Below are 26,840 nucleotides of genomic sequence, written 5' to 3' on the forward strand. Positions count from 1 at the left end.
ACACGCCTACAACTCGTCGAACTTGAAGGTCTTCCATGCGAATACGGCCACCACGGCGGCGAAGACCGCCATGAAGGCTATTTCCGGGAGCACCGCCGCCGGGGACGCGCCCTGGACGACCACCGCCTGGAGGCCGTCGTTCAAATACCGCATCGGGGAGATGACCGACAGCCACTGGACCCACTGCGGGGCGGCCGTCAGCGGGAAGAACGCCCCCGAGATGAACGCCATCGGCATCGTGACCATGTTGCTCAGGCCCGCCGCGCCAGGCCCGGTCTTGGCGATGCCGCCGATCACCACGCCGATCGCCAGGAACGCCGCCGTGCCCAGCAGCACCAGCGGCACCGCGAACCACGTCCACGCCGACAGCTCCATGCCCATCGCCACCGCCACCGCCAGGAACAGCGCCGTCTGCAGCAGCGCCACCAAGAGGCTCACGGTGATGCGCGCGCCCACGAACGTCCCCGCCGACGCCGGAGTCAGGTGCAGTCGCCGGATGAGTTTGTCGCGCTTCCAGTCCACGAGCGTCCCGGCCGCGCCGAACACGCCCGAGATCGCGATACCCCACGCCAGGATGCCCGGAGCCAGGTACTGGACCGGCTCCAGCGAGTTGTCCTCGGCGGCGTCGGTCTCCAGCTCCAGGACCGGCGTGTCCGGTGCCGCTTCGGAGAGGACCGCGACGTTGACGTCGTCGACCAGCGCCGACAGCTGCTCGAGTGCGATCACGCCGGTCGTGGCGTTCGTCTGCGAGTAGTAGACCGTCACCGCCTCGCCGTCCTGGACGATCGCCGCGTCGGCGTCGCCCTCCTCCAACGCCTCCAGCGCCGCGTCCAGGTCCGCCGCGCCGCTCACCTCGAAGTCGCCCGGCTCGGCCCGTTCGAGCACCGGCACGTCGCCCACTTCGAGCACGCTCGGCACCGGCGTCTCGTTCGAGCCGTACACGCTCACCAGCAGCACCAGGAACATCCCCGGCAGGATCAGGTTGAAGAACACCTGCGAGCGGTCCCGCACCCAGCTGATCCCCAGCGCCTTCACCAGGCTGGCGAACGCGCGCGGGCGGCGCGTCCCGGTCTCGGCCCGCACCGGCGCCTCCACGCTCATTCCCGCCACTCCCGTCCGGTCACGTTCAAGAACACGTCTTCGAGGTTCGCCGTGCGCACCGCCAAGCCGTCCAGGGCCCCCTCGGCGGCCAGCGCCGTCAGCAGTCGCTGCGGGTCGCGCGTCTCGAACACGACCGCCTCGTCATCGGAGGCCGCCGTCTCGCCCTCGGCGAGCTCCTTGGCCCGCTCCTCGCTCAACTGCCCGGCCGCCACCGTGACGCGCGTCGGCGCGTCCAAGCCGCGGATGAGCTCGGCGGGGGAGTCCACGGCGAGGATCCTCCCGGCGTCCATGATCGCCACCCGGTCGCACAGCGCCTCGGCCTCCTCCATGTAGTGCGTCGTCAGCACCACGGTGCGGCCCTCGTCGTTGATCGAGCGCATCAGGTCCCACAGGTTCCGCCGCGCCTGCGGGTCGAGCGCCGCGGTCGGCTCGTCGAGGAACACCAGCTCCGGGTCGCCGACCAGCGCGCACGCGATCGACAGGCGCTGCTGCTGCCCGCCCGAGAGCTTCTGGCACCGCGTGCGGGCCTTGTCGCTCAACCCGACCTGCTCGAGCATCTCGGCCGCGCGGGCCCTGCTCGCGCCGTAGAGCTCGGCGAACGTCTCGATCTGCTCGCGCACCGTCAGGAACTCGAAGAACGACGACGCCTGCAACTGCACGCCCATGCGCTGCGACAGCGCCGGCGAATGCGGCCACGGCGACTGCCCGAGCAGGCGCACCTCGCCGCCGTCGGGCCTGCGCAGGCCCTCCACGATCTCCAGCGTCGTCGTCTTCCCGGCTCCGTTGGGGCCGAGGATGCCGAAGAACTCGCCCGCCTCGACGCGGAAGCTCACCCCGTCGACGGCGCGGACCTCCCCGGTCCTGCGGCCGCGGTAGGTCTTCTGGAGGTCGTTGACCTCGATGGCGGCGTCCATAACGGTCAACGCTATGCCATCGGCCGATGTGACCGGCTTCTCGCCTTGCGGGTGTAGCGGACCGGTACGCCTCCCGGCGGAGCCCCGCACCTTCCGCTCATCGGCGCCGTGCGCCGGACTTCACCGCACCGGCACGGCCGCCGCACGCGTCGGCAACCCCGCCGGGCGATCGTGGCGGACATGACGACGAAGAACGGCTGGATCACCGACTGGCGCCCCGACGACGAGGCCTTCTGGCGCTCGACCGGCCGCAGGACCGCCAGACGCAATCTGCTCTGGTCGGTCGTCGTCGAACACCTCGGCTTCTCGGTGTGGGTGATGTTCAGCATCGTCACGCCCTACCTCGCCGCGGCCGGATTCGACTTCACCGTCGGCCAGCTGTTCTGGCTCACCGCCGTCCCCAACCTCGTCGGCTCGCTCCTGCGCATCCCCTACACCGCCGCCGTCGCCCTCCTCGGCGGCCGCACCTGGACCGCCGTCTCCGCCGCGCTGCTGGTCGTCCCCACCGCCCTGCTCGCCCACTGCCTGACGACGCCCGGCACGCCCTACTGGATGTTCGTCCTCGCCGGAGCGGCCGCCGGGTTCGGCGGCGGCAACTTCGCCTCCTCGATGGCCAACATCTCCTACTTCTTTCCCGAACGCCACCGCGGCGCCGCGCTCGGCGTCAACGCCGCCGGAGGCAACATCGGCGTCCCGGCCATGCAGTTCACCGGCCCGCTCGTGATCGGCCTCGGCGCCTCCCAAGGCGAGGCCCTCCATCTCCACAACATCCCGCTGCTGTGGCTCGTCCTCGGCCTGTTCGCCGCCGTCATGGCCTGGCGCGGCATGGACGACCTCGCCGTCGCGCGCACCCCGCTCCGGCGGCAGCTGCCCGCCCTGGCCAGCGGGCACACGTGGATCATGAGCGCCCTCTACGTCGGCACGTTCGGCTCGTTCATCGGCTACTCGTTCGCGTTCCCGCTGGTCATCAAGATCGAGTTCCCCGCGTTCGACGCGCTGTGGCTCGCCGCCCTCGGCCCGCTCGTCGGCTCGCTGGCGAGGCCGCTCGGCGGCCGCCTGGCCGACCGGCGTTCCGGCGCCCCCATCACGAGCCTGGCGCTCTGCGCCATGGGCCTCGGCGCGACCGGCGCGGTCGCCGGGATCGGCACCGGCTCCTTCGGGCTGTTCTTCGCCTCCTTCATGGTCCTGTTCCTCATGAGCGGGATCGCCAACGGCTCCACGTACCGGTCGATCCCCGCGATCTTCCAAGCCGAGGCCGCCGCCGCGGCGGGCGGCCGCCCCACCGAGGCCGACATCCTGGGCGCCAAGCGGCTCACCGCCGCCGCGCTCGGCTGGATCTCCGCCGTCGGCGCGTTCGGCGGCTTCCTCATCAACCAGGGCTTCCGCATCGCGAACGAGGCCACCGGATCGGTCGTCGCCGCTATGGTCGCCTTCCTCGCCGCCTATGCGGTCCTCCTCGCCTTGAACTGGTGGTGCTACCAGCGGACCGTGTTCGCCGAGCGGATCCCCAGCCTCGCCCACGCGAAAGTCTGACCGTCCGGCAATCGCCGGATCGGCGCGTTGCGGGCCGCTTAGCCTCCCCGAAACATCCGGCTCGTGGCGATGTAACGGCGCCCCGGCACACTCGCCGCATGACCGTTCGCACCCGCCTCCCCGTGGTCCGCGCCGCCGACACCCACTGCCCCTACTGCGCCCTCCAGTGCGGCATGCGGCTCGAAGAGGACGAGTCCGGCGAGGTCACCGCCTCGCCGCGCGGCGGCGGCATGTGCAAGAAGGGCTGGACGGCCCCCGAGCTCCTCGACCACCCCGACCGGATCACCACCCCGCTGCTCAGGGGCGAACCAGTCTCCTGGGCGACCGCGCTCGACCACGTCGCCGACCGGATCCGCGCCGTCCAGGCCGAGCACGGCAAGGACGCCGTCGGCGCCATCGGCGGCGGCGGGCTCACCAACGAGAAGGCCTACCAGCTCGGCAAGTGGACCCGCCTCGCCCTCGGCAGCAGGCACATCGACTACAACGGCCGCTTCTGCATGTCCTCGGCCGCCGCCGCGCTGAACCGCTCCCTCGGCGTCGACCGCGGCCTGCCCTTCCCCGCCGCCGACCTCAGGGAGGCCGACGTCGTGCTCCTGGTCGGCGCCAACCCCGCCGAGACCATGCCGCCGTTCATGCGCCACCTCCAGAACGCCGAGCTCGTCGTCGTCGACCCCCGCCGCACCGCCACCGCCGAGGCCGCCCAGCTCCACCTCCAGCCCCAGCCCGGCACCGACCTCGCGCTGGCCAACGGCCTGCTGCACATCTGCATCGAGCAGGGCTACCTCGACCACGCTTACATCGACGCTCACACCACCGGCTTCGACGAGGTCCGCCAGACCGCCGCGGGCTACTGGCCCGCGTTCGTCGAGCGCATCACCGGCGTCGGCGTCCCCGACCTGTACGCCGCCGCCCGCCTCCTCGCCGGGCGCATCGGCGACGCGAAGGCCCCCGCCAAGACCGCGATCCTGACCGCCCGTGGCTCCGAGCAGCACGCCAAGGGCGTCGACACCGTCACCGCCTGGATCAACCTCGCGCTCGCCCTCGGCCTGCCCGGCAAGCCCTCCTCGGGCTACGGCTGCATCACCGGCCAGGGCAACGGCCAGGGCGGGCGCGAGCACGGCCAGAAGGCCGACCAGCTCCCCGGCTACCGCTCGATCGACGACCCGGCCGATCGCGAGCACGTCGCCGCCGTCTGGGGCGTCGACCCCGGCACGCTGCCCGGCGCGGGCGTCTCGGCCGTCGAGCTGCTGCGCAAATGCGGCGACGAGGTCAAGATGCTGTTCGTGCTCGGCTCGAACCCGGCCGTCTCCGCCCCGCGCGCGGCCCGCGTCTCGGACCGCCTGCGGGCCCTCGACTCGCTCGTCTCGTTCGACTTCGTCATGTCCGAGACCGCCGCGCTCGCCGAGGTCGTCCTCCCGGTCGCGCAGTGGGCCGAGGAGGACGGCACCATGACCGATCTCGAAGGCCGTGTCATCCGGCGCCGCGCGCTGCGCCCGGCGCCCGGCCTCGCCCGCTCCGACCTGTGGGTCCTCAAGGCACTCGCCGACCGACTCGACGCACCCGGCGCCTACTCGGCCGACCCCCAGGCGGTCTTCGAAGAGCTCGGCCGCGCCTCGGCCGGTGGCCGGGCCGACTACTCCGGCCTCACCTACGACCGGCTCGACGAGCGGACCTTCCAGTGGCCCGTGCCCTCCCCGGACCACGACGGCACGCCCCGCATGTTCGCCGACGGCAAGTTCCCCACCCCCGACGGCCGGGCCAGATTCATCGCCGTCGACCACCGGCACCCCGCCGAACGCCGCGACGACGTCTATCCGCTGTACCTGACGACCGGCCGCGTCCTCACCCAGTACCAGACCGGCGCCCAGACCCGCCTGATCGCCTCCCTCGATGGCGAGCCGTTCCTCCAGATCCACCCGGACACGGCCGTGCGCCACGGCATCGCCGACGGCGACCAGGTCCGCGTGACCTCCCGCCGCGGCTCCTACACCGCCCCGGCCCGCCTGAGCGCCGACATCAGGCCGGACACGGTGTTCTCCCCGTTCCACTTCCCCGGCGCGGCCAACGCCAACGCCGCCGTCTCCGACGTGCTCGACCCGATCTCGCGCATGCCCGAGTTCAAGGTCTGCGCCGTCAAGATCGCCCCGGTCCCTGGGGGTTGAGACGCCGCCAGAGCGGCGGGGCCCGCGCCGTCGAGATCACCCCAGCCGCCGACAGCTCGGTAGAAAGACGGAGGCGAAATGGTCGAATTACCCAGGGAGGCAACCCCAGTGCGCTCATAGATTGGCAGTGCGGCCCGGTTCTGACACGGGCCGGGCCGACCACACTCCATCCGAATGGGAGCACGACCTTGAAACGCAACGTCAAACGGGCGCTGCTCGGGACCACCGCCGTCGCGGTGGCCGCCACCACCGGCGCCTTCGCGCTCACCGGCGCCAACGCCGAGACCGCCGACGCCGAGCCGATCCACCCGCCCGCCCTCGCGATCCCCGAGCCCTCCGGCCCCTTCGCCACCGGCACCACCGCGCTCCACCTCGTCGACGAGGGCCGCGCGGACCCGTGGGCGCCCGAAGAGGATCGCGAGCTCATGGTGACGATGTGGTACCCCACTGAGGAAGAGGGCGAGAGCGCGCCGTACATGACCGCCGAGGAGTCGGCCCTGTTCGCCGTGCAGCTCGAAATCCCGCCGGACCTGCTCGCGAGCGTCGAGACGAACTCGGTGCCGGGCGCCGAGCCGCTCGCCGACGACGGCTCGCTGCCGCTGGTGGTGCTCTCGCCGGGCTTCTCCTTCCCGCGCGCCACGCTCACCGGCCTCGCCGAGGAACTCGCCAGCCAGGGGTACGCCGTCGCGGCCGTCGGCCACAACTACGAGGCCCCGATCACCTTCCCCGACCGCACCACCGAATGCCTCGCCTGCACGACCGACGACTACGACGCGATCGTCCCGAACCGGGCCGAGGACCTGTCGTTCGTGCTCGACGAACTGACCGGCGACGACGCCGCCTGGGAGGACGCGGGAATCGTCGACGCCGACCGCGTCATGGTCGGCGGCCACTCGATCGGCGGCGCGAGCAGCCACCGAGTCATGCTCGCCGACGACCGCTTCGACGCCGGGTTCAACCTCGACGGCACCTTCTTCGGGCTCGACCGGCACAAGCTCGACCGGCCGTTCATGATGGTCGGCGCGGCCGAGCACGGCCAGCCCGGCGAGGACAAGACCTGGACGAAGGCCTGGAAGCACCTGGACGGCTGGAAGCGCTGGGTCACCGTCGAGGACACCACGCACAGCTCCTTCACCGACTTCGCCCCGCTCGGCGTCCAGGCGGGCATGCCGATCCAGGACTTGGACGGGTTCTATGCCGACCGGCTGACCCGCGCCTACGTCACCGCGTTCGCCGACGAGCACCTGCGCGGCGAGGACGAGCCGATCCTCGACGGCGAGAACGAGGACTGGCCCGAAGTCGAGTTCCACAACCCGTAGCGCCGCAAGACGCCGGCCCGCCGACGAAAAGCGTCGGCGGGCCGGCGATGGTCACTGGTCTGGTCGGGCCGGGATCTCCTCGATCTGTTCGGAGCCGTCGTTTCGGCCGCTGCTGCCGGCACCGGCGGCGCGCGGTCGGCGGCGGCTGCTCAACCTTTTGGGATGAGCACCGCCACATCGCTGTGCAGGCTCGACAACCCCGAGTCGAAGGTCGCGAGCTTCCCGTTCCTCGCTCGGGCGAGGCCGGCCAGGTACGCGTCGGTCACCTGCCGGTGCCCGACGACTCCGGTGAGCGAGACCGCGCTGTAAGGCAGGTCGTCCGGCCAGAACTCATAGCCGGGGACCGCCGAGATATCGCTCAAGCCCTGGCGCGCGATAGCCGCCGAGGCTCCTTGACGCAGGAGGAACCGAACCAGGCCGCCCTCGGTGATAGGGCAGACGGCGAATCCGTCCTCCTTGTTCGAGGTGAGCCATTCACTGGCGTCCTTGTTGTGAACATGCTCGGGAAAGGCCAGCGCAATGAGCACGTTCAGGTCCAGCAGCGCCGCCACTATTCCTCATCCTCCAGACTGCGCACGTCCTCGGAGGTGATTACTCGACCCGTGAAGAACTGCGGGAAGCCGGTCAACTCGTCGTGAGAGATGGTGCCGTTCGGTTCGGTGTGGCGACCCAGCCCCTCGCGCATGAGTTTGGCGACGACGTCGCTGAGCGTCGTCCCGGTGTCCCGTGCGATGGCGAGTGCCTGCTGATGCAGGTCGGCGGGTAGATCGACGGTAGTACGCATGGATACATCATATCATCTGTGCATCATGATGATTTCTCACTTTTCACGTTTTGTCCAGGGCCGCGGAGCCGCTGGGGGAGCAGGAACTCCAGGTGCTCCTCGGCGACGCTCCGCTCGATCACCTCGATCGGGCCGAACGCCGCGATCGCCTCCACCACCTCGTCCACCAGCGCCGGAGGCGCCGAGGCCCCCGCCGTCACCGCCACCGTCCCCGCCGCCTCGATCCACGCCCGCTCGATCTCGCCCGCCCCGTCGATCAGGTGCGCCTCGGTGCCCGCGTTCCGCGCCAGCTCCACGAGCCGGTTCGAGTTCGAGGAGTTCACCGAGCCGATCACGACCACCACGTCCGCCTCCTCCACCACGGCCGCCAGCGCGTTCTGCCGGTTCGTGGTGGCATAGCAGACGTCGTCGGTCTTCGGCGCCTTGATGCCGGGGAACCGCCGCCGCAGCGCCGCCGCGATCCGCTCGACCTCGGCCACCGCGAGCGTCGTCTGCGCCAGGTACGTGAGCCGGCCGGGGTCGGGGACGTCCAGCCTCTCGACGTCCTCGACCCCCTCCACCAGCACCGTCCGCTCCGGAGCGACGCCCATGGTGCCCACGACCTCCTCGTGGCCGGCGTGCCCGATGAGGACCACGGTGTCACCCGCCCCCGATGCCCGCCTCGCCTCCATGTGCACCTTGGAGACGAGCGGGCACGTCGCGTCGACCGCGTCCAGCCCGCGCAGCGCCGCCTCGGCCTCCACTGCCGGGGCCACGCCGTGCGCCGAGAACACCACGAGCGCGTCCTTGGGCACCTCATCGAGCTCGCCGACGAACACCGCCCCGCGAGATTCGAGGTCGCCCACCACCTGCGCGTTGTGGACGATCTGGTTGCGCACGTACACCGGCGGCCCGTGCCGCTCCAGCAGCCGCTCCACGATGTCGATCGCCCGCTCCACACCCGCGCAGAACGAGCGCGGCGACGGCAGCAGGACCCGCCTCGGTCCGTTCACCTCGTCCTCCCGACCGTGCTCGCCGCCAGGTCGTTCAGCTCCACGACCGCCTCCGGGCGCAGCTGTGCGCCAGCGAGCCCCGCCGAGGCCGCCGCCGTCAGCGTCGCCGCCGCCAACTCGCTGGCCTGCCTGCCGCCGCAGGCCTCCACCAGTTCGGCGGCGCGGCGCAGCTCGGCCTCTTCCAGCGGCGCGGGGCGCCGGTACAGCCCCGCCAGCTCGGCCGCCTCCGGGCGGTCCGAGCCGAGCGCGGCCGCCACCGGCAGCGACTTCTTGCGGTTGCGCAGGTCCGAGTACACCGACTTGCCGGTGGCCTCCGGGTCGCCCCAGATGCCCAGCAGGTCGTCGACGTGCTGGAACGCCAGCCCGATCCGGAGCCCGAAGTCGCGCAGCACCGCCACTTGCGCGGCGCTCCCGCCCGCGTACAGCGCCCCCAGGCCGGTGGCGCAGCCCATGAGCGAGGCGGTCTTGGCCTCGGACATGGCGGTGCACTCGGCCAGGCCCACCTGCTCGCGGTCCTCGAACCCGGTGTCGGCCAGCTGGCCCTCGATGAGCGACCGGACGGTCGAGGCCAGTCGGCCGACGGCCTCGGCGGCCCACGCGCCGCCCGCGTCGGCGAGGACCTCGAACGCCAAGGCGTGCATGGCGTCGCCGAGGAGGATCGCGTCGGTCGTGCCGAAGACCTTCCACACGGTCGGGCGGTGCCGCCGCATGGTGTCGCGGTCGATGATGTCGTCGTGGACGAGCGAGAAGTTGTGGACCAGCTCCACGGCCACCGCCGCGGGGACGGCGGACCGCCACTGGCCCGCGACGGCCTTGGCCGCCAGGAGCGTCAGCAGCGGCCGCACGGCCTTGCCGGATTCGCCCGCGGCCGGTCGGCCGGCGGGATCGGTCCATCCGAAGTGGTAGGCGGCGACGCGGGCCGCAGCGGCGGGGAGCCGCTCGACGGCGGACCGCAGTCCGGTGTCGATGGCCTCGCGTTCGGCGGCGTAGCGGTCGGTCAGCACGGTCATGTGGCCTCCCAGGTCAGCTGTTCGGGATCGGGTCGCCGGGCGCCCGGGGGAGTGCCCCGCGGGCGCCCGGCGCTGGCGCGGCTCGGTTCGCGAAGTCCCGGGTACCCCGCGGGCACCCGGGTGCTCCGCTACCGGCCGATCTCGACGTTCTCGAGGATGCCGAGCGCGTCCGGCACCAGCACCGCCGCCGAATAGTAGGCGCTGACCAGGTAGGACGTGACGGCTTTGTCGTCGATGCCCATGAACCGGACCGACAGGCCCGGCTCGTACTCGTCGGGCAGGCCGGTCTGGTGCAGGCCGACCACGCCCTGCTCGTCCTCGCCGGTCCGCATGCACAGGATCGAGGTGGTGCGGTTGGCCGAGATCGGGAGCTTGTTGCACGGCAGGATCGGCAGACCCCGCCACGCCGGGAGGTGGTGGCCGCCGAACTCGACCGTCGACGGGTAGAGGCCCCGCTTGTTGCACTCGCGCCCGATCGCGGCGATCGCCTTCGGGTGGGCGAGCAGGTACTCGGGCTTGCGGCGGCGGCTGATCAGCTCGTCGAGGTCGTCCGGCGTCGGCGGCCCGGTGCGGGTCGGGATGCGCTGCTCCAGCGCGGCGTTGTGCAGCAGCCCGAACTCGCGGTTGTTGACCATCTGCTCCTCCTGCTGCTCGCGGAGGGCCTCGACGGTGAGCCGGAGCTGCTGCTCCATCTGGTTCATCGGCTTGTTGTAGAGGTCGGCGACCCGCGTGTGGACCCGCAGCACGGTCTGCGCCACCGACAGCTCGTACTCCCTCGGCGAGCGCTCGTAGTCGACGAAGGTCCGCGGCAGGTCGGGCTCGCCCGAGTGCCCCGCGGCGATGTCGATGGCGGCCTCGCCGTACTTGTTGGACCTGGCCGACGACTCGGAGCGGTAGTGCTCGAGGTGCTCGGCCAGGGCCGGGATCCGCTCGGTGAGCTCGGCGATCGCGTCGGACGACAGCGTGAGCACCGTGGTCGGCACGGAGGCCACGGCGTCGCCGTCCCACACGGGCCCGTCCTCGGTCAGGGCCTGGGCGCCGAAGTGGTCGCCGTCGACGAGCACGTCCACGGTGGCCTGTTCGCCGTAGGGCCCCGAGACGAGCTGGTCGACGCGCCCGTGGGCGATCAGGTGGAGCCCGTCGACGGGCTCGCCGCTCGTGGCGAGGCGCTCGCCGGGCGAGAGCTCGCGCTGCTCGAAGCGGTCGGCGATGGCCTCGAACGCGGCCTCGTCGCCGAGGCCGCGCAGCTGCGCGATCTCGCCGAGCTCGGACGGGATGACGCGGACCGCTGCGCCCTCGGTGGTGAACTGGACGCGTCCGTCGCCCACGGTGTAGGTGAGCCGCCGGTTGACGCGGTAGGTGCCGCCGGTGGTCTGGACCCACGGCAGGATCCGCAGCAGCCACCGGGAGGTGATCTCCTGCATCTGCGGGGCCGACTTGGTGGTGGAGGCGAGGTTGCGGGCCGCGGCCGTGGAGAGGCTCGTCTGCTCCTGGCCGTTGTCGGTCTGCGTCGGCGGCGTCGGGTCGTTGAGAACCGAATCGGACATGGTGATGATTCCTCACGCTAGGGCGTATAGTTCGCTTCAGTTGTTATAGGTTCTATATGGCTATAAAAGAAATATCAACCCTCAATATGCTCATAGGTCCGTATAATGCGCGTCGATCTCGTCGTAGCGGTCCATCGCGCTGTGGTAGGCGTCGGCCCGCACGGCCTCGCCCCGGCTGAACGGGTATTCCAGCTGGTAGGTGGCGAACAGCATGAGCGCGACCATGCCCGAGATCAGCCCCACCAGGACGAACTGGAACCGCCGCGTCGGCGTGCCGAGCGTCAGCGAGACGACGAGCACCAGCAGCGCCCCCGCCAGCAGCACCGCCCACATCGGCCCCGACAGCCCCCGCTGCGCCTGGAGGGTCCGGTCGGTGCGGTACTCGGCGAGCGCCCTCGCCTGGTCCCTGGCGTCGTCGAGCTGCGCCTGGAGTGCCTCGTCCGCGTCGGGGACCGCCGCGAACGGGGCTCGCATCCGGTCGATGAGCAGCAGTCCCTCCGAGCCGAGCGGGTCCAGCTCGTCCATGGCCTCCCACTCGTCGCCGACGACCAGCGCGGTGTAGTCGCGCACCGCGTCCCGCACCTCGTCGCGCCCCTCCGGCGGCAGCACCCCGGCCGCCCAGTACACCTCGACCAGCGCGCCGGCCTCCTGGTACGTGACGTGCCCGGCCTCGTTTCGGTTCTCCCAGGCGGTGATGAGCACGAAGGCGAGCACGACCGCGTACAGCACCGTGAGCAGCTCGAACAGCGTCGTGCCGATCTCGTTGTTGCGCTCGCGCCCGGTCGGCGGGGCGAACCGCTGGAGCAGCGCGACGAGCACGCTGACCACCGCCACCACCGCGAGAGTGAATGCCAGACTTTCCCACCAGATTGCCATTGACAGCCCTAAAGTTCGTAAAACAGAATCTCAGTCATGAAGCAGATATATGCCCCGATCGCGCTCGTGCTCGCCGCGGCCTCCGTGACGGCCGCGGCCGCGCTGGCCTTCCCCAGCGCCGCGCCCGCGCAGGCCGGACCCGTCATCGACATCGAGATCCGCCTGTGCCTCGACCTGCCGCTGCTCCCTCCGCTGCTGCCGTGCCCGTCCCCAGAGCCGACGCCGAGCGCGCCCCCCTCCTCCGAGCCGCCGCACTCCGCCAGCCCGTCGCCGTCCCCCTCGCCGTCGCCGAGCCCCTCACCGACCCCGACCCCGACGCCGACTCCATCGCCCACCCCGTCACCGGCGGCCCCGGAGCCGACCGAACCGGCCTCCTCCGCGCCGCCGCAACCGGAACCCACACAACCCGGACCGACGCCCGAGTCCCCGTCCCCCTCACCGACGCCGTCGCCGACCCTCCCCGGCCCACTGCCGGAGCACCTCGCGATCGACGACCCCGCCCCCGTCGCGGTGTCCGACGCGGACGACACCGTCGAGACCAAGCGCCGCATGATGGTCGTCATGCTCGCGTTCACCGTCGCCTCTGGAGCGGGAGCGGTGGCCGGGCGCCGGCGCTGACCGACCCCGGGCCCACGTCCGGCAGCCGCCTGAGCTCCTCCTCGCGGTAGCGGCTCGTCTCGAAGTGCCAGTTGAGGATCGCCGGCACCCAGTTGCGCAGCTCCTCGACATAGGCGTCCAAGGCCGCACGCGCCTCCGCCTCCAGTCCGCACTCCTCGGCCACCACCGGGATCTCGGCCTGCGCGATCAGCTCGAACTGCTCGATCCTGGCGCGGATCAGGTCGCACACCACCGCGACGGCCTCGTCCTTGGGGCATTCGAGGAACTCCTCGACGACCACCACGCTGTTGATCAGCTCGCCCTCGAACTCGATCTCCTTCTGATACGAGAAGACGTCGTTGATGAGGCACGCCGCGTCCACGGCGCTGTTCTCCAACTCCCGCACCGGCCTGGACGCGTACACCTCGTCGGGCACCAGCCGCCCCGTGGTGAGCCGCGCCAGGCTCATCGTCATGTCCGAGCCGAACGTCGCCCGGCGCATCTCGACGTAGTCCACCGGGTCGGGGATGCGGTTCTGCGCCGCGGTGTGCAGCTCCCACAGCCAGCCTTCGAGCATCACCTCCACCGCCCGCCTGAGCTCCGCCCGCCCGGTCTCCTCCAGGCCGCTCGCCGTCCGCTCCCACAGGTCCGCCAGGCCCGCCTCCAGCGGACCCGCCGCCTCGGGCACCGGGCCCATGTCGAGCGGCATGCACCGCCCGAGCCGCCGGTTCTGCGCCACGGCCGCCGCGAGGTTCCGCGACCGCCCGAACATCACCGGGTAGTAGTCGTCGCCGTAGGTGCCCCACGCCAACCAGTCCGAGGACAGCTCGATCTCCTCGACCGTGCCGTCCGGGTCGATGCCCGCCGAACACAGCGGGAAGTCGAACGACGCCAGCTGCTGTGCCGTCCACAGGCCCGAGCCGGGCACCAGCGGGTCGCGCTCGGTCATGCCCATCCTGGCCGTCCACTCGCAGCAGTGCCGCCGCCCCGCGTCGGTGTGCGGACTGAGCTTGAGCGGAAACGGCATGTAGATCTCGGGCAGCCGCGTCGGCCCCACCCGCCGGAACGGCGCCCGCGAGTGCTGCCGCGGCCCCGAGACCGCGACGCGGGCCGCCCCGGTCCCCAGGCCGTTCGGCCCGCCCAGCACCCGGTCGGCCGCGTCGTTCATGTAGCGGCTCGAACGCATGTGCCACTCGTGTCCGCCCGCCTGCCAGTCCTGGAGCCCCTTGGCGTACAGGGCGACCGCCAGCTGCTCGGGCGGCGTGACGCCCCGCTCGGCGCACAGCAGCGGCATCTCGGTGAGCGCGGTGCTCTCGAACTGGTGCAGCCGCGAGGTCAGCACGTCGTTGACCAGCTCGGCGGCGCGCTGCGTCGCGCAGCCGAGGAAGCGCTCGAAGACGAGCACCGCGTTGGCGTTCTCGCCCTCCTCGGTGACCTCCCGCCGGTACGAGAACAGGTCGTTGCGCAGGTGCACGCCGTCGGCGAACGTGTCCCTCAGCACCTTCAGCGGCCGCTCGGCGGCGATCGCGTCCGGCACCTCGGCGCCGACGGCGTACTCCACCAGACCCGCCGACCACGGCGCCCCGCCGACCTTGCGCCGCATCGCGATGTACTCGATCGGGTTCGCCACCCGGTCGGCGGCGATGTTCGCCAGCTCCCACAGCGACTCCATGAGCAGCCCCTCGGTGCTGACGGTGAAGCGGCGCCGCCACCCGACGGACATCGACGGCGCGGTGCGCTCCCACAGGTCCGCCAGCCCCCGTTCGATCGGATTCGTCGGCTCGGGAGTCTCGCTCATGTCGATCGGCATGAACAGCCCGATCCGGTCGAGGTACGCCTTCGCCCCGGCGGTGTCCCGCGTGCGCTTGAACGCGTCGAGGAAGTGGTCGTCGAAGAAGAACACCCACACGTACCAGTCGGTGATCAGATCGAGCGCCTCGGCGCCGCAGTCGGGGTGCGTGTACGCGCACAGCAGCCCGTAGTCGTGGCGCTCCAGCTCGGCCTCGTCCCAGATGACGCCGCCGTCCGCGGCCGGGGCGTCGAGCATCCCCATCTCCTTGGCCCATATGCGGGCGTGGGTGCGGGCCCCCTCGACGTTGGGGTTGAGCCGGGCCGGGTACGGCAGGTAGAACACGGGCAGATCGAACGGGTCGTCAGCAGACATAGTACTCCAAATGGGTGAAACCTTCGGATTACGTCGAATAACACTGTAAGAGCCGAAGTCGCCCGCCGCCACCCCCGAGACCGTCACGTGCAGAAAGCGTCTAGACACCCTGTGTGCGAATCGCACACCCCCGTCCGACGCGTCACCTGTCCGCGCCCTGAAAGTCCGGAGTGAGCACTACTTAGCACGCGCGAAACAAAGGCCGCGCCACTGTGTAACAGCACCGGGCAACCCTGGAGTTCCGTCGAGGCCGGACAGCGCGGTCGCCACGACAGCGCGGCCCCGAGCCGCGCCGCCAGCAACACCCGCCGACAACCGGGGAGGTCCAGCGCGTGAAGGTCGCCATCGTCGGCTACGGCATGGCCGGGGCCCGCATAGCCCGAGAACTCGGGCGCCGCGGCCTCGAGGTCACCGTGTTCGGCGCCGAGTCCAGCGCCGCCTACAACCGCATCCTGCTCTCCAGCATGATCGCCGGAAAGCAGTCCGAAGCCGAGATCGCCCTGCCCGCGCCCCCCGACCACGTCGAACTGCGCCTCGGCGAGGCCGTCGAAGCCGTCGACCTCAGTGCCAAGACCGTGGGCGGCACCGCCTTCGACAAGCTCGTGCTCGCCACCGGCGCCGACGCCTTCGTCCCGCCCATTCCCGGGCTCCTGCCGCTCCCCACCGGCGCTTATGTGCTCCGCACCATCGACGACGCCCGCCGCATCCTCACCGAGACCGAGAACCGCGCCAGCGCCGTCGTCCTCGGCGGCGGCCTCCTCGGCCTCGAAGCCGCCCGCGGCCTCGCCGGGCGCGGCCTCGACGTCACCGTCGTCCACGCCGCCGGCCACCTCATGGAGCGCCAGCTCGACCCGCTCGGCTCCCAGGTCCTCGCCGCCACCTACGCCGAACTCGGCGTCCGCTCGGTCACCGACGCCCAGACCACCCGCGTCATCCACGGCGACGACGGCCTGAGCCTCGTCCTCGCCGACGGCCGCACCGTCACCGGCCAGCTCATGGTCGTCTCCTGCGGCATCCGCCCCGAGACCGGCCTCGCCCGCGCCATGGGCCTCGACGTGGGCCGCGGCGTCGTCATCGACGACCAGTGCCGCACCTCCCACCCCGACGTGTTCGCCGTCGGCGACTGCGCCGAGCACCGCGGCATCCCCTACGGCCTCGTCGGACCCGCCTGGGAGCAGGCCGACGTCGTCGCCGACCTCCTCTCCGGAGCCGACCCCGGCGCCGCCTACACCGGCTCGCGGCTCGTCACCCGCCTCAAGGCCACCGGCATCGACCTCGCCGCGATGGGCGAGGTCGACGGCGACGAGGTGGTCTCCTTCGCCGACCCCGGCCGCGGCACCTACGCCCGCCTCGTCATCGACGAGGAGGGTCGCCTTGCCGGGGCCGTCATGCTCGGCGACAACCCCATGGTCGGCCAGGTGGTGCAGCTGTTCGACACCGGCGATCCCGTCCCGCACGACCGCCGCACCCTCCTGATGGGACGACCCGGCGAATCGGTGTCCGTCGCCCCCGCCACACCCGAGTCCATGCCCGAGGCGGCTGTGGTGTGCCGGTGCAACAACGTCACCAAGAAGGCATTGACCGACGCGTTCCGGTCCGGAGCGCGCACCCCCGAAGCGCTGTCCGACGCCACCCAGGCGTCGACCGGCTGCGGCACCTGCGTCGACGACGTCGCGAGCGTGTGCAAATGGCTGAGTGGAACCGTCGCCGGCCTCGGTGAGGCCGCCGCGATCTTGAAAGAGGTGCCAGCATGAGCGACAAGCGATTGGTAGTGGTCGGCGACGGCATGGTCGGCCGCCGGTTCCTGGAGGCGATCGCCGAGCGCGACCCGTCCTGGGACGTCACCGTCCTCGCCGAGGAGCCCCGGCCCGCCTACGACCGGGTGCGCCTCTCGGCGTTCTTCGACGGCGTCAGCGCCGAGGAGCTCTCCCTCGCCACCGAGCTGCCCGGCGTCGACGTCCGCCTGAGCGAACCGGCGACCGCGATCGACCGCGCCGCCCGCGCCGTCCGCACCGAGCGCGGCGAATACGCCTACGACAAGCTCGTGCTCGCCACCGGCTCGGCCGCGTTCGTCCCGCCCGTCGAAGGCGCCGGCCTCGACGGCGTGTTCGTCTACCGCACCATCGAGGACCTCGAAGCCATCAAGGCCCGAGCCGAGGGCCGCCGCCACGGCGTCGTCATCGGCGGCGGCCTCCTCGGCCTCGAAGCCGCCAACGCGCTGCGCCTGCTCGGCCTGGAGACCCAGATCGTCGAGTTCGCGCCCTGGCTCATGGCCCGCCAGCTCGACGAGGCCGGCGGCGGCGTCCTCAAGCAGCACATCGAGAAGCTCGGCATCGACGTCGCCTGCTCCACCGGCGGCACCAGGATCGAGCAGGCGGGCGACCGCCTGCTCATGGAGACCAACGTCGAAGGACTCGCCTTCGACACCGACCTCATCGTCTTCGCCGCGGGCGTGCGCCCCCGCGACCAGTTGGCACGCGACTGCGGCCTGGAGGTCGGCGAGCGCGGCGGCATCACCACCGACACCGCCTGCCAGACCTCCGACCCCGACGTCTACGCCATCGGTGAGGTCGCCGCCATGGAAGGCGTCTGCTACGGCCTGGTCGCCCCCGGCTACACCATGGCCGAGGTCGTCGCCGACCGCCTCGCGGGCGGCGAGGCCACCTTCCCCGGCGCCGACCTCTCCACCAAGCTCAAGCTCCTCGGCGTCGACGTCGCCCAGTTCGGCGCCATGGACGGCCCGCTCGCCACCACCTACCTCGACCCGGCCGAAGGCCTCTACGCCAAGCTCATCCTCTCCGACGACGCGCAGACCCTCCTGGGCGGCATGCTCGTCGGCAACGCCGAGCCGTACCCGCTGCTGAGAGCCAGCGTCGGCGGCCCCGTCCCCGCGCAGCTGGCCGACCTCCTCTCCTCCGGCGAAGTCGAGGCCGGGCTCCCCGACGCCGCCCAGGTGTGCTCGTGCAACGCCGTCACCAAGGGCGACATCATGGGCGCCATCCACGACGGCTGCACCGACGTCGGCGCCCTCAAGGACTGCACCCGCGCGGGCACCGGCTGCGGCTCGTGCGTCCCCATGCTGGGGCAGCTCCTCGCCGAAGGCGGCGTCGAGGTCTCCACCTCGGTGTGCGAGCACTTCACCCAGTCCAGGGCCGAACTGTTCGACATCGTCAAGGTCACCGGCATCGCCACCTTCTCCGAGCTCATCGCCCGCTACGGCACCGGCGCGGGCTGCGACCTGTGCAAACCCGCCGTCGCCTCCATCCTCGCGAGCCTGGGAGGCGGCCACATCCTCGACGGCGAGCAGGCCGCCCTCCAGGACACCAACGACCACTTCCTCGCCAACCTCCAGCGCAACGGCACCTATTCGGTCGTCCCGCGCATCCCCGGCGGCGAGATCACGCCCGACAAGCTCATCGTCATCGGCGAGGTCGCCCGCGACTTCGGCCTCTACACCAAGATCACCGGCGGCCAGCGCATCGACATGTTCGGCGCCCGCGTCGACGACCTGCCGAACATCTGGCGGCGCCTGGTCGACGCCGGATTCGAGTCCGGCCACGCCTACGGCAAGGCCCTGCGCACCGTCAAGTCCTGCGTCGGCACCGACTGGTGCCGCTACGGCGTCCAGGACTCGGTCAAGATGGCCATCGACCTCGAACTGCGCTACCGCGGCCTGCGCAGCCCCCACAAGCTCAAGTCCGCCGTCTCCGGGTGCGCCCGCGAATGCGCCGAGGCCCGCGGCAAGGACTTCGGCGTCATCGGCACCGAGAACGGCTGGAACCTCTACGTCGGCGGCAACGGCGGCTTCACGCCCCGCCACGCCGACCTCCTGCTCGCCGACGTCGACTCCGCGACGCTCGTGCGCACCATCGACCGGTTCCTGATGTTCTACATCTCCACCGCCGACCGGCTCCAGCGCACCTCCAAATGGGTCGAGGCCCTCGACGGCGGCATCGACTACCTGCGGGAGGTCATCGTCGACGACCGGCTCGGCATCTGCGGCGAACTCGACGCCCTCATGGCCGAGCACGTCGCGAACTACGCCGACGAGTGGAAAGGAGTCCTGGACGACCCCGAGAAGCTCCAGCGGTTCGTCTCCTTCGTCAACGCCCCCGACACCCCCGACCCCTCCATCGAGTTCGAGACCGTCCGCGGGCAGCAGTTCCCCGCGGCCACCACCGACCGCTCGCACACCGGACCGGTGCTGCTCGGCATTCCCGAAAGGAAGTACCAGTGATGGAAGCAATCTGCGCATTCGACCGCCTGATCCCGGGACGCGGCGCCGCCGCGCTGCTCGCCGACGGCACCCAGATCGCCGTGTTCCGGCTCCCCGACGACAGCCTCTTCGCACTGTCCAACCGGGACCCGTTCACCGGCGCGAACGTCATGAGCCGCGGCATCGTCGGCGACCGCGGCGGCGAACCCACCGTCGCCTCGCCCCTGCTCAAGCAGGTCTTCTCGCTCAAGAGCGGCCGGTGCCTCGACGACGGGGGCACCGCCCTGGAGGTCTTCGCCGTCGAAGTGGTCGACGGCGAGGTCCGCGTCGGCGCGGACGTCCGAGCGGCCGTGTTATGGCCGGAGCCGCCGCCCTGCCGCTGCGACCGGACACGGAAGCGACCCTCGCGCCGCTCACCGGCTACACCGTCGCGGTGACCGCCCAGCGCCGCGCCGACGAGCTCGCGGCGCTGCTGGAACGCCGCGGCGCGCGCACCGTCGTCGCGCCGACCCTGCGGATCGTGCCGCTGCCCGACGACGAGGCGCTGCGCGCCGCCACCGTGGAGCTCATCCGGGAAGCGCCCGACGTGATCGTGGCGACCACCGGGATCGGCTTCCGCGGCTGGCTCGAGGCCGCCGAAGGCTGGGGCATGGGCGAGGACCTGCTGCGCGTCATGGACGGCGCGACGATCCTGTGCCGCGGCCCCAAGGCCCTCGGCGCGGTCCGCGCCGCCGGACTCACCGAGGAGTGGACCGCACCCTCCGAGACCGGGACCGAGGTCGTCGAATACCTCACCGGACGCGGCGTCGCCGGGCAGCGGGTCGCGATCCAGCTGCACGGCGACCCAGCCGAGGACTTCCTGCGCACCGTGCGCGAGGGCGGCGGCGCGGCCGTGCCCGTCCCCGTCTACCGGTGGACGCTCCCGACCGACATCACGCCCGTCCAGCGCCTCGTCGACGCGGTCTGCGCCCGCAGGATCGACGCGGTGACCTTCACTTCCGCGCCCGCCGCGGGCGCCCTGCTCCGCATCGCCGGAGACCAGGCGGCGGACATGCTGGAGGCGCTCCGCGCACCGGCCGAGGACAACGGCGTCCTCCCGGTCGCGGTGGGCCCGGTGACCGCCGCGCCCCTGACGCGCCTGGGCGTCGAGGTCGCCCAGCCGCAGCGGGCCCGGCTCGGCTCCCTCGTCCGCACCGTCGCCTCGGCGCTGCCGAAGCGCTCGCGCCGGCTCGTGCTCGCCACCGGCCACCGGATCGAGCTGCGCGGCCACATGGTCCTGCTCGATGACGAGCCGTACCAGCTCCCGCCCGCCCCGATGGCCGTCATCCGCGCCCTCGCCAGCGCCGACGGCAAGGTCCTTTCACGCGCCGAACTGCTGGGCCACTTGCCCAGAGGCGCCGACGGCCACGCCGTCGAGATGGCCGTGACGCGCCTGCGGGACGCGGTGAACCTGCGGTCCTGTGTGGAGACGGTCATCAAACGCGGCTACCGCCTCAACCTGGAGACCTGAGAGGCCCGCGTCCTACCTGTCGCACCACGCCGCCGAGGACGGCATGACCATGAGGACCACGATCACCAGGTAGACCGCGATCAGGACGGCCGCCGCCATGTCGCCGGTGACCACGGCGATCGCGGCCGCCGCGGCACGGACCAGGCTCAGCATGATGGCGTACGAGCGCGCCCGGCGCCGATGCAGCTGGATGGCGAACCCGAGCACCGCGTTGACGATGTCGGCGAAGATCAACGAGATCAGCAGGAGCCCGGTGATCGGGTCGTAGTCGCCGCGGTGCGTGTAGTCGGCCCACTCCCGCCCCGAGTCGACCAGTCCGACGGCCGCCGAGATCCACAGGATCGCGATCACGGCCAGGATCGGCCCCGGTATGCCGCGCAGCCGCATGCCGCGGTTCTTCTGGAGCGCCATGGGATCTCGCCTCCGTGACCGGTGATCTGGCCCAGCGTAGTGAGCGCCCCCGGCCGCCGCGGAAGCGGCTCCGATCGCCTTCTACCGCGGCAACCGGTGGCGCGGGCCGCCTGGAATTCGTACGATGGTGCCAGTCAGACAACGAAAACGGAGAGCGCCATGGCCTACGTACCGCCGCCGCAGTACCCGCAGCACCCGATGCCGCCGCAAGGGCCGAAGCAGCGGCCGATGTCGGTCACGATCGCGGTGTGGACCATGTACCTCACCGCGCTCGCCCTCATCGCCACCGCGATCGGCTCGTTCTCGGTGCAGGGCACGGTCAAGGACGCCGTCGAAGACCAGGTGGCGTCGGACCCGGCGTTCGCCGACGCGGGCGTCACCTCCGACGACATCGCCACGCTCGTCTCGGTCATCTTCGTCGCCGTCGCCGCCGTCTACATCGTCTTCGCGATCTTCTACATCGTGCTCGGCCTCCTCGACAACGCCGGCAAGCGGCCCGCGCGGATCCTCAGCTGGATCCTGGCGGGCATCGCGCTCGCCTGCTGCGGGCTCGGCGGCGTGATCAACCAGGTCGGCGGCAGCACCGCGACCTACACGGTCAACGGCGAGGAGTACAACGACGAGCTCACCAAGGCGATCGAGGACGCCACCCCCACATGGGTGACCGCACTGGAGTGGATCTCGCTGCTGCTGTTCATCGTCGGGTCGCTCGCCGTCATCATCCTGCTGGCCGTGCCGGCCTCGAACGAGTTCTTCCGCAAGGACGAGCCGGAGCAGCAGTTCTACATGGAGCAGCCCCCGTACGGGCAGCAGCCGCCGAACCCCGGCCAGCCGCCCCACGACCAGGGACCCCCGAACCCGGGTCAACCGCCCTACCCGGGCCAGTAAGCCGAGCAGACGGCGGCCCCGCCCGGCGGCGGGGCCGCCGTCGCATGCTCCAGCAGCGCTCAAGCCTCGGGAAGCTCGTCCGGCACGTCGAAGCCCCGCTCGCGGTCGTGCCAGGCGCCGAGCACCGCGCCCTCCTTCTCGCGCGACAGCCCCGCCTGCAACCGCGGCGCCGCGGCGTTGGCCCGCCACCAGCGCTCGACCGTGGTCCCCAGCGGCGACGGGGCGAGCCCCGCGCCGACGGCCGGGCCCGGATCGTGGGCGATCATCCCGTCGTAGTCCGGCTCGGGCAGCCAGAAGCCGAGCGACTCCGGCCCGGCCCACGGCATGACGCCGTGTTCGAGAAGGAACTCCTGCGGCACCCACGTGAAATCGGGGCGTTCGGCGGCGCCGATGCCGATCAACGCATCGGCGATCCCGTCGAGGAACGACCCCATGCCGATCGGCTCCCCGATGGCGTTGTACGTGCCGCTCGTGCCCCGCTCGGCGGCGTCCAGGATCCAGGACGCGAGGTCCTCGACGTCGATCCACTGGACGAGCCGCTCGGGCCTGCCGGGGGCCAGCACCTCGCCGCCCTCGGCGATCCGCAGCGGCCAGTAGCCGAGGCGGTCGACATTGTCCCCGGCGCCGACGATGAGCCCCGGCCGCGGGATGAACGCCTTGCCGCCAAGCCGCTCGCGCACCAGGTCCTCGCAGGCGACCTTGTTGCGGCCGTAGAGCTCGATGTCGGGGTCCTCGTTGTCCGCATCGGTCGGCTCCAGCACCTCGGAGTCGGTGCGCGAGTGGTCGGCGTACACCGAGATCGAAGAGACGAACGTCCAGTGGCCCGCCGAGTCGCCCAGGACGTCGAGCACCCGCCTGACCTGCGCCGGGATGCGGGCGACGTCGACGACGGCGTCGAAGGACCGGCCGCGCAGCGGCTCCACCCCCTCATCGTCGCCGCGGTCGATGCGGACGAATTCCACGCCCTCGGGAGGCTCGCCGCTCTCCCCGCGCGCGGCGACGGTGACATCATGGCCGCGCGCGACGGCCTGAGCGGCGATCTCCTTGGACAGGTAGACGGTGCCGCCGAGGACGAGCACGCGCTGCTGATCGGTCATCCCCTGATGATCGTCGCGGCTCCGATGGAGCGCAAGGGCGTTCACCGAGAGCGGAAGACCGGGACAGCGCCGCCCAGAAGGCGCGTCTCACGTGCGCATCCGTGTTTCGTTAGGCTTGCCTGGTGAGTGCTGACGAACCCCACGATCCCGTCCAGCGGTATGCCCGCCCGCCGGCCGACGAGGCCGAGGCCGTGTCGATGCAGGCGGAGCTGGCGAGCTGCGTCGTCGTCGCCGACCAAGCAGGCGCCGTCGAGACCGTCGCGGGCCTCGACATCGCCTACGACAAGAACAGCGACGACGTGGTGGCGACCGCGGTCGTGCTGCGCCGCGGCGACCTGGAGGTGCTCGACCAGTCGGTGGTGCGCGGCCGGTCCGACTTCCCGTACGTCCCCGGCCTGCTGGCGTTCCGCGAGCTGCCGATGCTGCTGCGGGCGGTCGAGGCCCTGAGCGTCGCCCCGGACGTCTTCGTCTGCGACGGCTACGGGCTCGCCCACCCCAGGCGCTTCGGCCTGGCCTGCCACCTCGGCGTGGTCCTCGACGTGCCCTCGATCGGCGTGGCGAAGAACCCGCCGCACGTCTCGGTGGCGCCGCCGGGGCCCAGGCGCGGCGACTGGAGCCCGATCCACGGCGGCGAGGAGGTCATCGGCTGCGCGCTGCGGACCCGCGAGGAGGTCAAACCGGTCTACGTCTCGGTGGGGCACCGGTGCACATTGGACACCGCGCGCGAGCTCGTCCTCGAACTGGCCCCCGACTACCGCCTTCCCGAGCCGATCCGGGCGGCCGACCACCTCGGCCGCCGCAGACTCGCGGCCGCCTCCGAGCGGTGACGCGGCCGGGGTAGTGCCTGCACTACTTCGAAGACGGACGCTCGCAGGATGGTTCCGCTTGGGCCCCAACCATAGCGTTGAGGGCATGAACGAATCCGCAACTGTCAAGTGGTCGGCACTGCTGTGGGCGGTCGCGGTGGCCGCGGGCGTCACCGAGACGAGCCTGGCCGTCACCGAGATCGCGATCGACGGCGCCCTGGAGGCCGGGGTCTGGGCCAACATCGGGCTGCGCGCCCTCGTCTACACCGGGGCGGCGCTGCTGATCCTCGCCTTCTCCCAGGGGCGCCGCTGGGCCCGCACCAGCCTCGTGATCCTGCTGTCGGTGATCGGCCTGGCCTCGATGGTCGTGTCCGCGGCGGCGGCGATGGCCGGAGGCGAGAGCTTCACGCAGGCCTTCGGCTCCGACGGCGACCTCAGCGGAGCCTTCCTGGCGGTCCGCCTGACCCACATAGCGGCGGTCCTCGCGGCGACCGCCCTGATGTTCACCCCGAGCGCCAACCGCCACTTCCGAAAGCGCGAACCGGAATCATCACCCCTTGAAGTCGATCGTTGACAACGATGTGGTACGATCTTGTACGTACATGATTCGAACTGGGGAGGTGGAAAGCATGAGTGAAGTGACAGTACGTGAATTCTCACGTAACCCGAGCGCGTTCTTCGCGTTGGCGGAAAGAGGCGAATCGATGACAGTGACGAAACGCGGCGAGCCGATCGCGATCGTGACGCCCGCGGCGGGACCGATGGGGAAGTACGCGAAGCTCGTCTCCGAAGGACGGCTCCGCCTGACGCGATTCACCTCGAGTGATATCCGCAGCATCCGGAGGCACAAGACCGACCACGAGGGCAGCCCGATCCAGACGATCCTCGATATGCGGGACGATGGCGCCGAGCGCGACGCCCGCCTCCGAGAGATCGCCGGCGAGGAGCCCGAACGTGATTTACATGGATTCGAGCGCTCTGATCTCGCTCGTGGTCGAGCGCGATCCGGTCGACGAACTGCTCGAGTTCATCGAGTCGCATCCCAATGTCCCGATCGGGACGAGCACCATCGGGTTCACGGAGACGGTGCGCGGCGCGCTTCAGCACGGCCAGTACCCGAGACTGATGGAGGAACTCGAGTCCTTCTACGGTGAACTCACTTTGTCAGAGGAGATCAGAGACCTCGCCGCGCAGATTCCCGGAAACATCCGCACCCTTGACGCGATCCACGTCGCGACGGCGCTCAGCATCGCTGATTACCTGACCGTCCTGGTCAGTTACGACCGGCGCATGCTCAAGATCGCCGAGGAGCAGGGCCTCCCGACGGCGTCCCCCGGAATGAACTGATTCCATGGCGGCCCTGGCTCCCGAGCCGGGGCCGTTCGTTATCCGCGGGAGCGGAGGAAGGCCGCATCCGCGGGGGCCAGGGACGGGGCCTCCAGCACTCTCGGGATCAGGTCCCGCTCGCCCATGGCCGCCTTGAAGAACATCGCGACCGTCACGTCGTGGTCCGGGCGCTCGACCACGTCCAGCTCGCCGCCCTGCTCCACCGTCCCAGGCTCGACCACGCTCAGATACGCGCCGGGCCTGGCCTCCCGCGTGAACGTCTTCAACCAGCCTCGCACGGCCATCCAGCCGCGGAACGTGTTGCATGGGATCCGCGGGCACGTGACCTCCAAGAGCAGGCCGCCATCGCCGCTCCAGCGCTCGCCGATCCTCGCCTCGCTCAGGTCATGGCCCTCGACGGTGAGGTTCTCGCCGAACATCCCGGCCCGCAGGTCATAGCCGAGCAGCGCCTCGAAGTGGCCGTAGTCCTCGCGCGAATAGGCGTACACCGCCTGCTCGGTGCCGCCGTGGTTCTGCACATCGCCGACGCGGTCCCCGGCCAGCCCCACGCTGCCGTCGCCCTTCGGGCCCGGCGCGGTCACCGCGACCGGCCCGGCGACCGGCCGCTTGTCGATGCCCGTGAACTCGGCGTCGTCCTTCCACGGGTTGTCCCGAGGCTTGCCGACGTTGACGGAGAGGATGCGCATGGGCGGGAGCATAGCGAGCGCGAGGCAAATGCTTCAATCCGATTTCGGCGCGCACGCGGCCGCGGCGGACGGTCGGTGGGGCCGGTTAGAGTTACGGCGTGGGGGTCAGTACCAGGAAGCTCTTTCGCGACGACGCGGTGGTGCTGCGCACCTTCAAACTCGGCGAGGCCGACTCGATCGTCTCGCTCCTGGGCCGCCGCCACGGCCGCTTCCGCGCCGTCGCCAAGGGCCTGCGGCGCACCTCCTCGAAGTTCGGCGCCCGACTCGCCCCCTTCGGGCACGTCGACCTCCAGCTCATCGAGGGCCGCGGCGAGCTCCACACTGTCACCCAGGCCGTCGGCATGCACCTCTCCGGCGGCGCGATCAGCGCCGACTGGGCCTCCTACACCGCCGCGTGCGTCATCGCCGAGGCCGCCGAGCGGCTCGTGCCCGAAGACCACCAGGCCGACCTGGAGGTCTTCCAGCTGACGCTCGGCGCGTTCCGCGCCCTGGCCGAGACCGACCTGCCCGCCGTGCTGATCATGGACTCCTACCTGCTGCGCGGCATGAAGAGCGCCGGCTGGGCGCCGTCGCTGAACGAATGCGCCAGCTGCGGGAAGGACGGCGACCACCGGGCGTTCGCCGTCGCCGCGGGCGGCGCGGTGTGCCGCGACTGCCGCCCCGGCGGCGCGTCGGCGCCCGCGCCCTCGTCGATCGAGCTCATGCGCGCGCTGGAGGTCGGCGACTGGAGCCACGCGGTCGGCGCCGACGGCCGGGAGCGCGCCGAAGCGGCCGGACTCATCGCCGCGCACTTCCAATGGCACTCCGAGCGCCCGTTGCGGACGCTCAAGTACGTGCCGCACTAGCGCCCGTTCGGGGTTCCCAAACAGGCCCTGGTGCG

The 26,840-nt window shown here is 71.4% G+C and carries 24 protein-coding genes and 2 pseudogenes; 14 read left to right on the top strand and 12 right to left on the bottom strand.

The annotated features are described in order from the left end of the window. Positions 1-6: 6 nt before the first annotated feature. Positions 7-1,101, bottom strand: coding sequence for an ABC transporter permease (locus tag H613_RS0104250; protein ID WP_084546333.1), 1,095 nt, complete (start codon positions 1,099-1,101; stop codon positions 7-9). Further along, on the bottom strand, positions 1,098-2,015 hold the full coding sequence (locus tag H613_RS0104255; RefSeq protein WP_051392923.1) for an ABC transporter ATP-binding protein: 918 nt from the start codon (positions 2,013-2,015) through the stop codon (positions 1,098-1,100). The genes H613_RS0104250 and H613_RS0104255 overlap by 4 nt, the downstream gene beginning before the upstream one ends. Positions 2,016-2,195: 180 nt before the next feature. Here H613_RS0104255 and H613_RS0104260 point away from each other — a divergent pair, with 180 nt between their 5' ends. The 3 genes from H613_RS0104260 to H613_RS0104270 all read left to right on the top strand — a co-directional run bounded on the left by H613_RS0104260 (position 2,196) and on the right by H613_RS0104270 (position 7,029). After that, positions 2,196-3,548 carry an MFS transporter gene (locus H613_RS0104260; protein ID WP_035735986.1) on the top strand — a complete coding sequence of 451 codons (1,353 nt, stop codon included), beginning with the start codon at positions 2,196-2,198 and terminating at the stop codon, positions 3,546-3,548. A 98-nt stretch (positions 3,549-3,646) separates the two neighbouring features. Continuing rightward, positions 3,647-5,710, top strand: coding sequence for a molybdopterin oxidoreductase family protein (locus H613_RS0104265; protein WP_026922835.1), 2,064 nt, complete (start codon positions 3,647-3,649; stop codon positions 5,708-5,710). 188 nt (positions 5,711-5,898) lie between these two features. After that, positions 5,899-7,029 carry an alpha/beta hydrolase family protein gene (locus tag H613_RS0104270; protein ID WP_051392924.1) on the top strand — a complete coding sequence of 377 codons (1,131 nt, stop codon included), beginning with the start codon at positions 5,899-5,901 and terminating at the stop codon, positions 7,027-7,029. Positions 7,030-7,178: 149 nt separating this feature from the next. Here H613_RS0104270 and H613_RS0104275 read toward each other — a convergent pair whose 3' ends face one another. The 6 genes from H613_RS0104275 to H613_RS0104300 form a co-directional block, all read right to left on the bottom strand. Beyond that, positions 7,179-7,580, bottom strand: coding sequence for a TA system VapC family ribonuclease toxin (locus tag H613_RS0104275; protein ID WP_026922837.1), 402 nt, complete (start codon positions 7,578-7,580; stop codon positions 7,179-7,181). Then, positions 7,580-7,813: a hypothetical protein gene (locus H613_RS0104280; protein ID WP_026922838.1), complete on the bottom strand. Its 234-nt coding sequence runs from the start codon at positions 7,811-7,813 to the stop codon at positions 7,580-7,582. The genes H613_RS0104275 and H613_RS0104280 overlap by 1 nt, the downstream gene beginning before the upstream one ends. Before the next feature lie 23 nt (positions 7,814-7,836). Beyond that, complete coding sequence (ispH, locus tag H613_RS30625) at positions 7,837-8,805, bottom strand: 4-hydroxy-3-methylbut-2-enyl diphosphate reductase (protein ID WP_051392925.1); 969 nt, start codon at positions 8,803-8,805, stop codon at positions 7,837-7,839. Then, positions 8,802-9,815: a polyprenyl synthetase family protein gene (locus H613_RS31935; RefSeq protein ID WP_051392926.1), complete on the bottom strand. Its 1,014-nt coding sequence runs from the start codon at positions 9,813-9,815 to the stop codon at positions 8,802-8,804. Before H613_RS31935 ends, ispH begins: the two co-directional genes overlap by 4 nt. Positions 9,816-9,943: 128 nt before the next feature. Then, entirely contained in the window at positions 9,944-11,362 is a 1,419-nt protein-coding gene (locus H613_RS0104295; protein WP_026922839.1) for a family 2B encapsulin nanocompartment shell protein, read from the bottom strand. Positions 11,363-11,452: 90 nt separating this feature from the next. Further along, entirely contained in the window at positions 11,453-12,238 is a 786-nt protein-coding gene (locus tag H613_RS0104300; RefSeq protein WP_084546334.1) for a bestrophin-like domain, read from the bottom strand. A gap of 36 nt (positions 12,239-12,274) precedes the next feature. Between H613_RS0104300 and H613_RS30635 the strand changes: the two genes are divergently transcribed. Then, complete coding sequence (locus H613_RS30635) at positions 12,275-12,856, top strand: hypothetical protein (protein ID WP_156925812.1); 582 nt, start codon at positions 12,275-12,277, stop codon at positions 12,854-12,856. On the opposite strand, the gene H613_RS24325 is transcribed toward H613_RS30635, so the two are convergent. Further along, positions 12,810-14,999, bottom strand: a complete 2,190-nt coding sequence (locus tag H613_RS24325; protein ID WP_211234694.1) for a terpene synthase family protein — start codon at positions 14,997-14,999, stop codon at positions 12,810-12,812. The genes H613_RS30635 and H613_RS24325 overlap by 47 nt on opposite strands. A 332-nt stretch (positions 15,000-15,331) precedes the next feature. Here H613_RS24325 and H613_RS24330 point away from each other — a divergent pair, with 332 nt between their 5' ends. From H613_RS24330 to H613_RS0104330, 4 genes and pseudogenes are all read left to right on the top strand, one after another. After that, positions 15,332-16,753 (top strand): FAD-dependent oxidoreductase, encoded by a 1,422-nt coding sequence (locus H613_RS24330; RefSeq protein WP_084546336.1) that lies wholly within the window; start codon positions 15,332-15,334, stop codon positions 16,751-16,753. Further along, the gene (nirB, locus tag H613_RS0104320) at positions 16,750-19,236 is read left to right on the top strand and encodes a nitrite reductase large subunit NirB (protein ID WP_026922841.1); all 2,487 of its coding nucleotides are present in this window, start codon (positions 16,750-16,752) and stop codon (positions 19,234-19,236) included. The genes H613_RS24330 and nirB overlap by 4 nt, the downstream gene beginning before the upstream one ends. Then, positions 19,233-19,547: pseudogene (gene nirD, locus H613_RS24335) on the top strand (nitrite reductase small subunit NirD); the annotation flags it as partial. The gene nirB and the pseudogene nirD, both read left to right, overlap by 4 nt. Before the next feature lie 23 nt (positions 19,548-19,570). Next, positions 19,571-20,725, top strand: coding sequence for a uroporphyrinogen-III synthase (locus H613_RS0104330; protein ID WP_051392928.1), 1,155 nt, complete (start codon positions 19,571-19,573; stop codon positions 20,723-20,725). Between the two features lie 12 nt (positions 20,726-20,737). Here H613_RS0104330 and H613_RS0104335 read toward each other — a convergent pair whose 3' ends face one another. Continuing rightward, complete coding sequence (locus H613_RS0104335) at positions 20,738-21,136, bottom strand: hypothetical protein (protein WP_026922843.1); 399 nt, start codon at positions 21,134-21,136, stop codon at positions 20,738-20,740. A gap of 159 nt (positions 21,137-21,295) precedes the next feature. Here H613_RS0104335 and H613_RS0104340 point away from each other — a divergent pair, with 159 nt between their 5' ends. Then, positions 21,296-22,024 (top strand): MFS transporter, encoded by a 729-nt coding sequence (locus H613_RS0104340; RefSeq protein ID WP_026922844.1) that lies wholly within the window; start codon positions 21,296-21,298, stop codon positions 22,022-22,024. Positions 22,025-22,083: 59 nt separating this feature from the next. Here the strand turns inward: H613_RS0104340 and H613_RS0104345 are convergent, their stop codons facing one another. Continuing rightward, on the bottom strand, positions 22,084-23,121 hold the full coding sequence (locus tag H613_RS0104345) for an NAD-dependent epimerase/dehydratase family protein (RefSeq protein ID WP_035735988.1): 1,038 nt from the start codon (positions 23,119-23,121) through the stop codon (positions 22,084-22,086). Between the two features lie 122 nt (positions 23,122-23,243). Here H613_RS0104345 and H613_RS0104350 point away from each other — a divergent pair, with 122 nt between their 5' ends. From H613_RS0104350 to H613_RS31940, 4 genes and pseudogenes are all read left to right on the top strand, one after another. After that, positions 23,244-23,948: an endonuclease V gene (locus H613_RS0104350; protein WP_026922846.1), complete on the top strand. Its 705-nt coding sequence runs from the start codon at positions 23,244-23,246 to the stop codon at positions 23,946-23,948. A gap of 85 nt (positions 23,949-24,033) precedes the next feature. Next, positions 24,034-24,501, top strand: a complete 468-nt coding sequence (locus tag H613_RS0104355; RefSeq protein WP_026922847.1) for a hypothetical protein — start codon at positions 24,034-24,036, stop codon at positions 24,499-24,501. Positions 24,502-24,556: 55 nt separating this feature from the next. Further along, positions 24,557-24,670 (top strand): annotated as a pseudogene (locus H613_RS32765) (type II toxin-antitoxin system Phd/YefM family antitoxin); the annotation flags it as partial. Between the two features lie 220 nt (positions 24,671-24,890). After that, positions 24,891-25,274, top strand: a complete 384-nt coding sequence (locus H613_RS31940; protein WP_051392929.1) for a type II toxin-antitoxin system VapC family toxin — start codon at positions 24,891-24,893, stop codon at positions 25,272-25,274. 38 nt (positions 25,275-25,312) lie between these two features. Here the strand turns inward: H613_RS31940 and H613_RS0104365 are convergent, their stop codons facing one another. After that, positions 25,313-25,960 carry an MOSC domain-containing protein gene (locus H613_RS0104365; RefSeq protein ID WP_026922849.1) on the bottom strand — a complete coding sequence of 216 codons (648 nt, stop codon included), beginning with the start codon at positions 25,958-25,960 and terminating at the stop codon, positions 25,313-25,315. A 98-nt stretch (positions 25,961-26,058) separates the two neighbouring features. On the opposite strand from H613_RS0104365, the gene recO reads away from it, so the two are divergent. After that, positions 26,059-26,805, top strand: coding sequence for a DNA repair protein RecO (gene recO, locus H613_RS0104370; RefSeq protein ID WP_026922850.1), 747 nt, complete (start codon positions 26,059-26,061; stop codon positions 26,803-26,805). Positions 26,806-26,840 lie beyond the last annotated feature (35 nt).

The sequence above is a fragment of the Glycomyces arizonensis DSM 44726 genome (genome assembly GCF_000482705.1).
Classification (GTDB): Bacteria; Actinomycetota; Actinomycetes; order Mycobacteriales; family Micromonosporaceae; genus Glycomyces; species Glycomyces arizonensis.

Coding starts and splice junctions, on each gene's coding strand:
- H613_RS0104300 (WP_084546334.1), bottom strand. CDS start 12,238: ATGGCAATCTGGTGGGAAAGTCTGGCATTCACTCTCGCGGTGGTGGCG.
- H613_RS0104330 (WP_051392928.1), top strand. CDS start 19,571: ATGGCCGGAGCCGCCGCCCTGCCGCTGCGACCGGACACGGAAGCGACC.
- H613_RS0104260 (WP_035735986.1), top strand. CDS start 2,196: ATGACGACGAAGAACGGCTGGATCACCGACTGGCGCCCCGACGACGAG.
- H613_RS0104255 (WP_051392923.1), bottom strand. CDS start 2,015: ATGGACGCCGCCATCGAGGTCAACGACCTCCAGAAGACCTACCGCGGC.
- H613_RS0104365 (WP_026922849.1), bottom strand. CDS start 25,960: ATGCGCATCCTCTCCGTCAACGTCGGCAAGCCTCGGGACAACCCGTGG.
- H613_RS0104250 (WP_084546333.1), bottom strand. CDS start 1,101: ATGAGCGTGGAGGCGCCGGTGCGGGCCGAGACCGGGACGCGCCGCCCG.
- H613_RS24325 (WP_211234694.1), bottom strand. CDS start 14,999: ATGTCTGCTGACGACCCGTTCGATCTGCCCGTGTTCTACCTGCCGTAC.
- H613_RS0104345 (WP_035735988.1), bottom strand. CDS start 23,121: ATGACCGATCAGCAGCGCGTGCTCGTCCTCGGCGGCACCGTCTACCTG.
- H613_RS0104335 (WP_026922843.1), bottom strand. CDS start 21,136: ATGGCGCTCCAGAAGAACCGCGGCATGCGGCTGCGCGGCATACCGGGG.
- H613_RS0104295 (WP_026922839.1), bottom strand. CDS start 11,362: ATGTCCGATTCGGTTCTCAACGACCCGACGCCGCCGACGCAGACCGAC.
- H613_RS31940 (WP_051392929.1), top strand. CDS start 24,891: ATGGATTCGAGCGCTCTGATCTCGCTCGTGGTCGAGCGCGATCCGGTC.
- H613_RS30635 (WP_156925812.1), top strand. CDS start 12,275: ATGAAGCAGATATATGCCCCGATCGCGCTCGTGCTCGCCGCGGCCTCC.
- H613_RS0104355 (WP_026922847.1), top strand. CDS start 24,034: ATGAACGAATCCGCAACTGTCAAGTGGTCGGCACTGCTGTGGGCGGTC.
- H613_RS31935 (WP_051392926.1), bottom strand. CDS start 9,815: ATGACCGTGCTGACCGACCGCTACGCCGCCGAACGCGAGGCCATCGAC.
- nirB (WP_026922841.1), top strand. CDS start 16,750: ATGAGCGACAAGCGATTGGTAGTGGTCGGCGACGGCATGGTCGGCCGC.
- H613_RS0104280 (WP_026922838.1), bottom strand. CDS start 7,813: ATGCGTACTACCGTCGATCTACCCGCCGACCTGCATCAGCAGGCACTC.
- H613_RS0104265 (WP_026922835.1), top strand. CDS start 3,647: ATGACCGTTCGCACCCGCCTCCCCGTGGTCCGCGCCGCCGACACCCAC.
- H613_RS0104340 (WP_026922844.1), top strand. CDS start 21,296: ATGGCCTACGTACCGCCGCCGCAGTACCCGCAGCACCCGATGCCGCCG.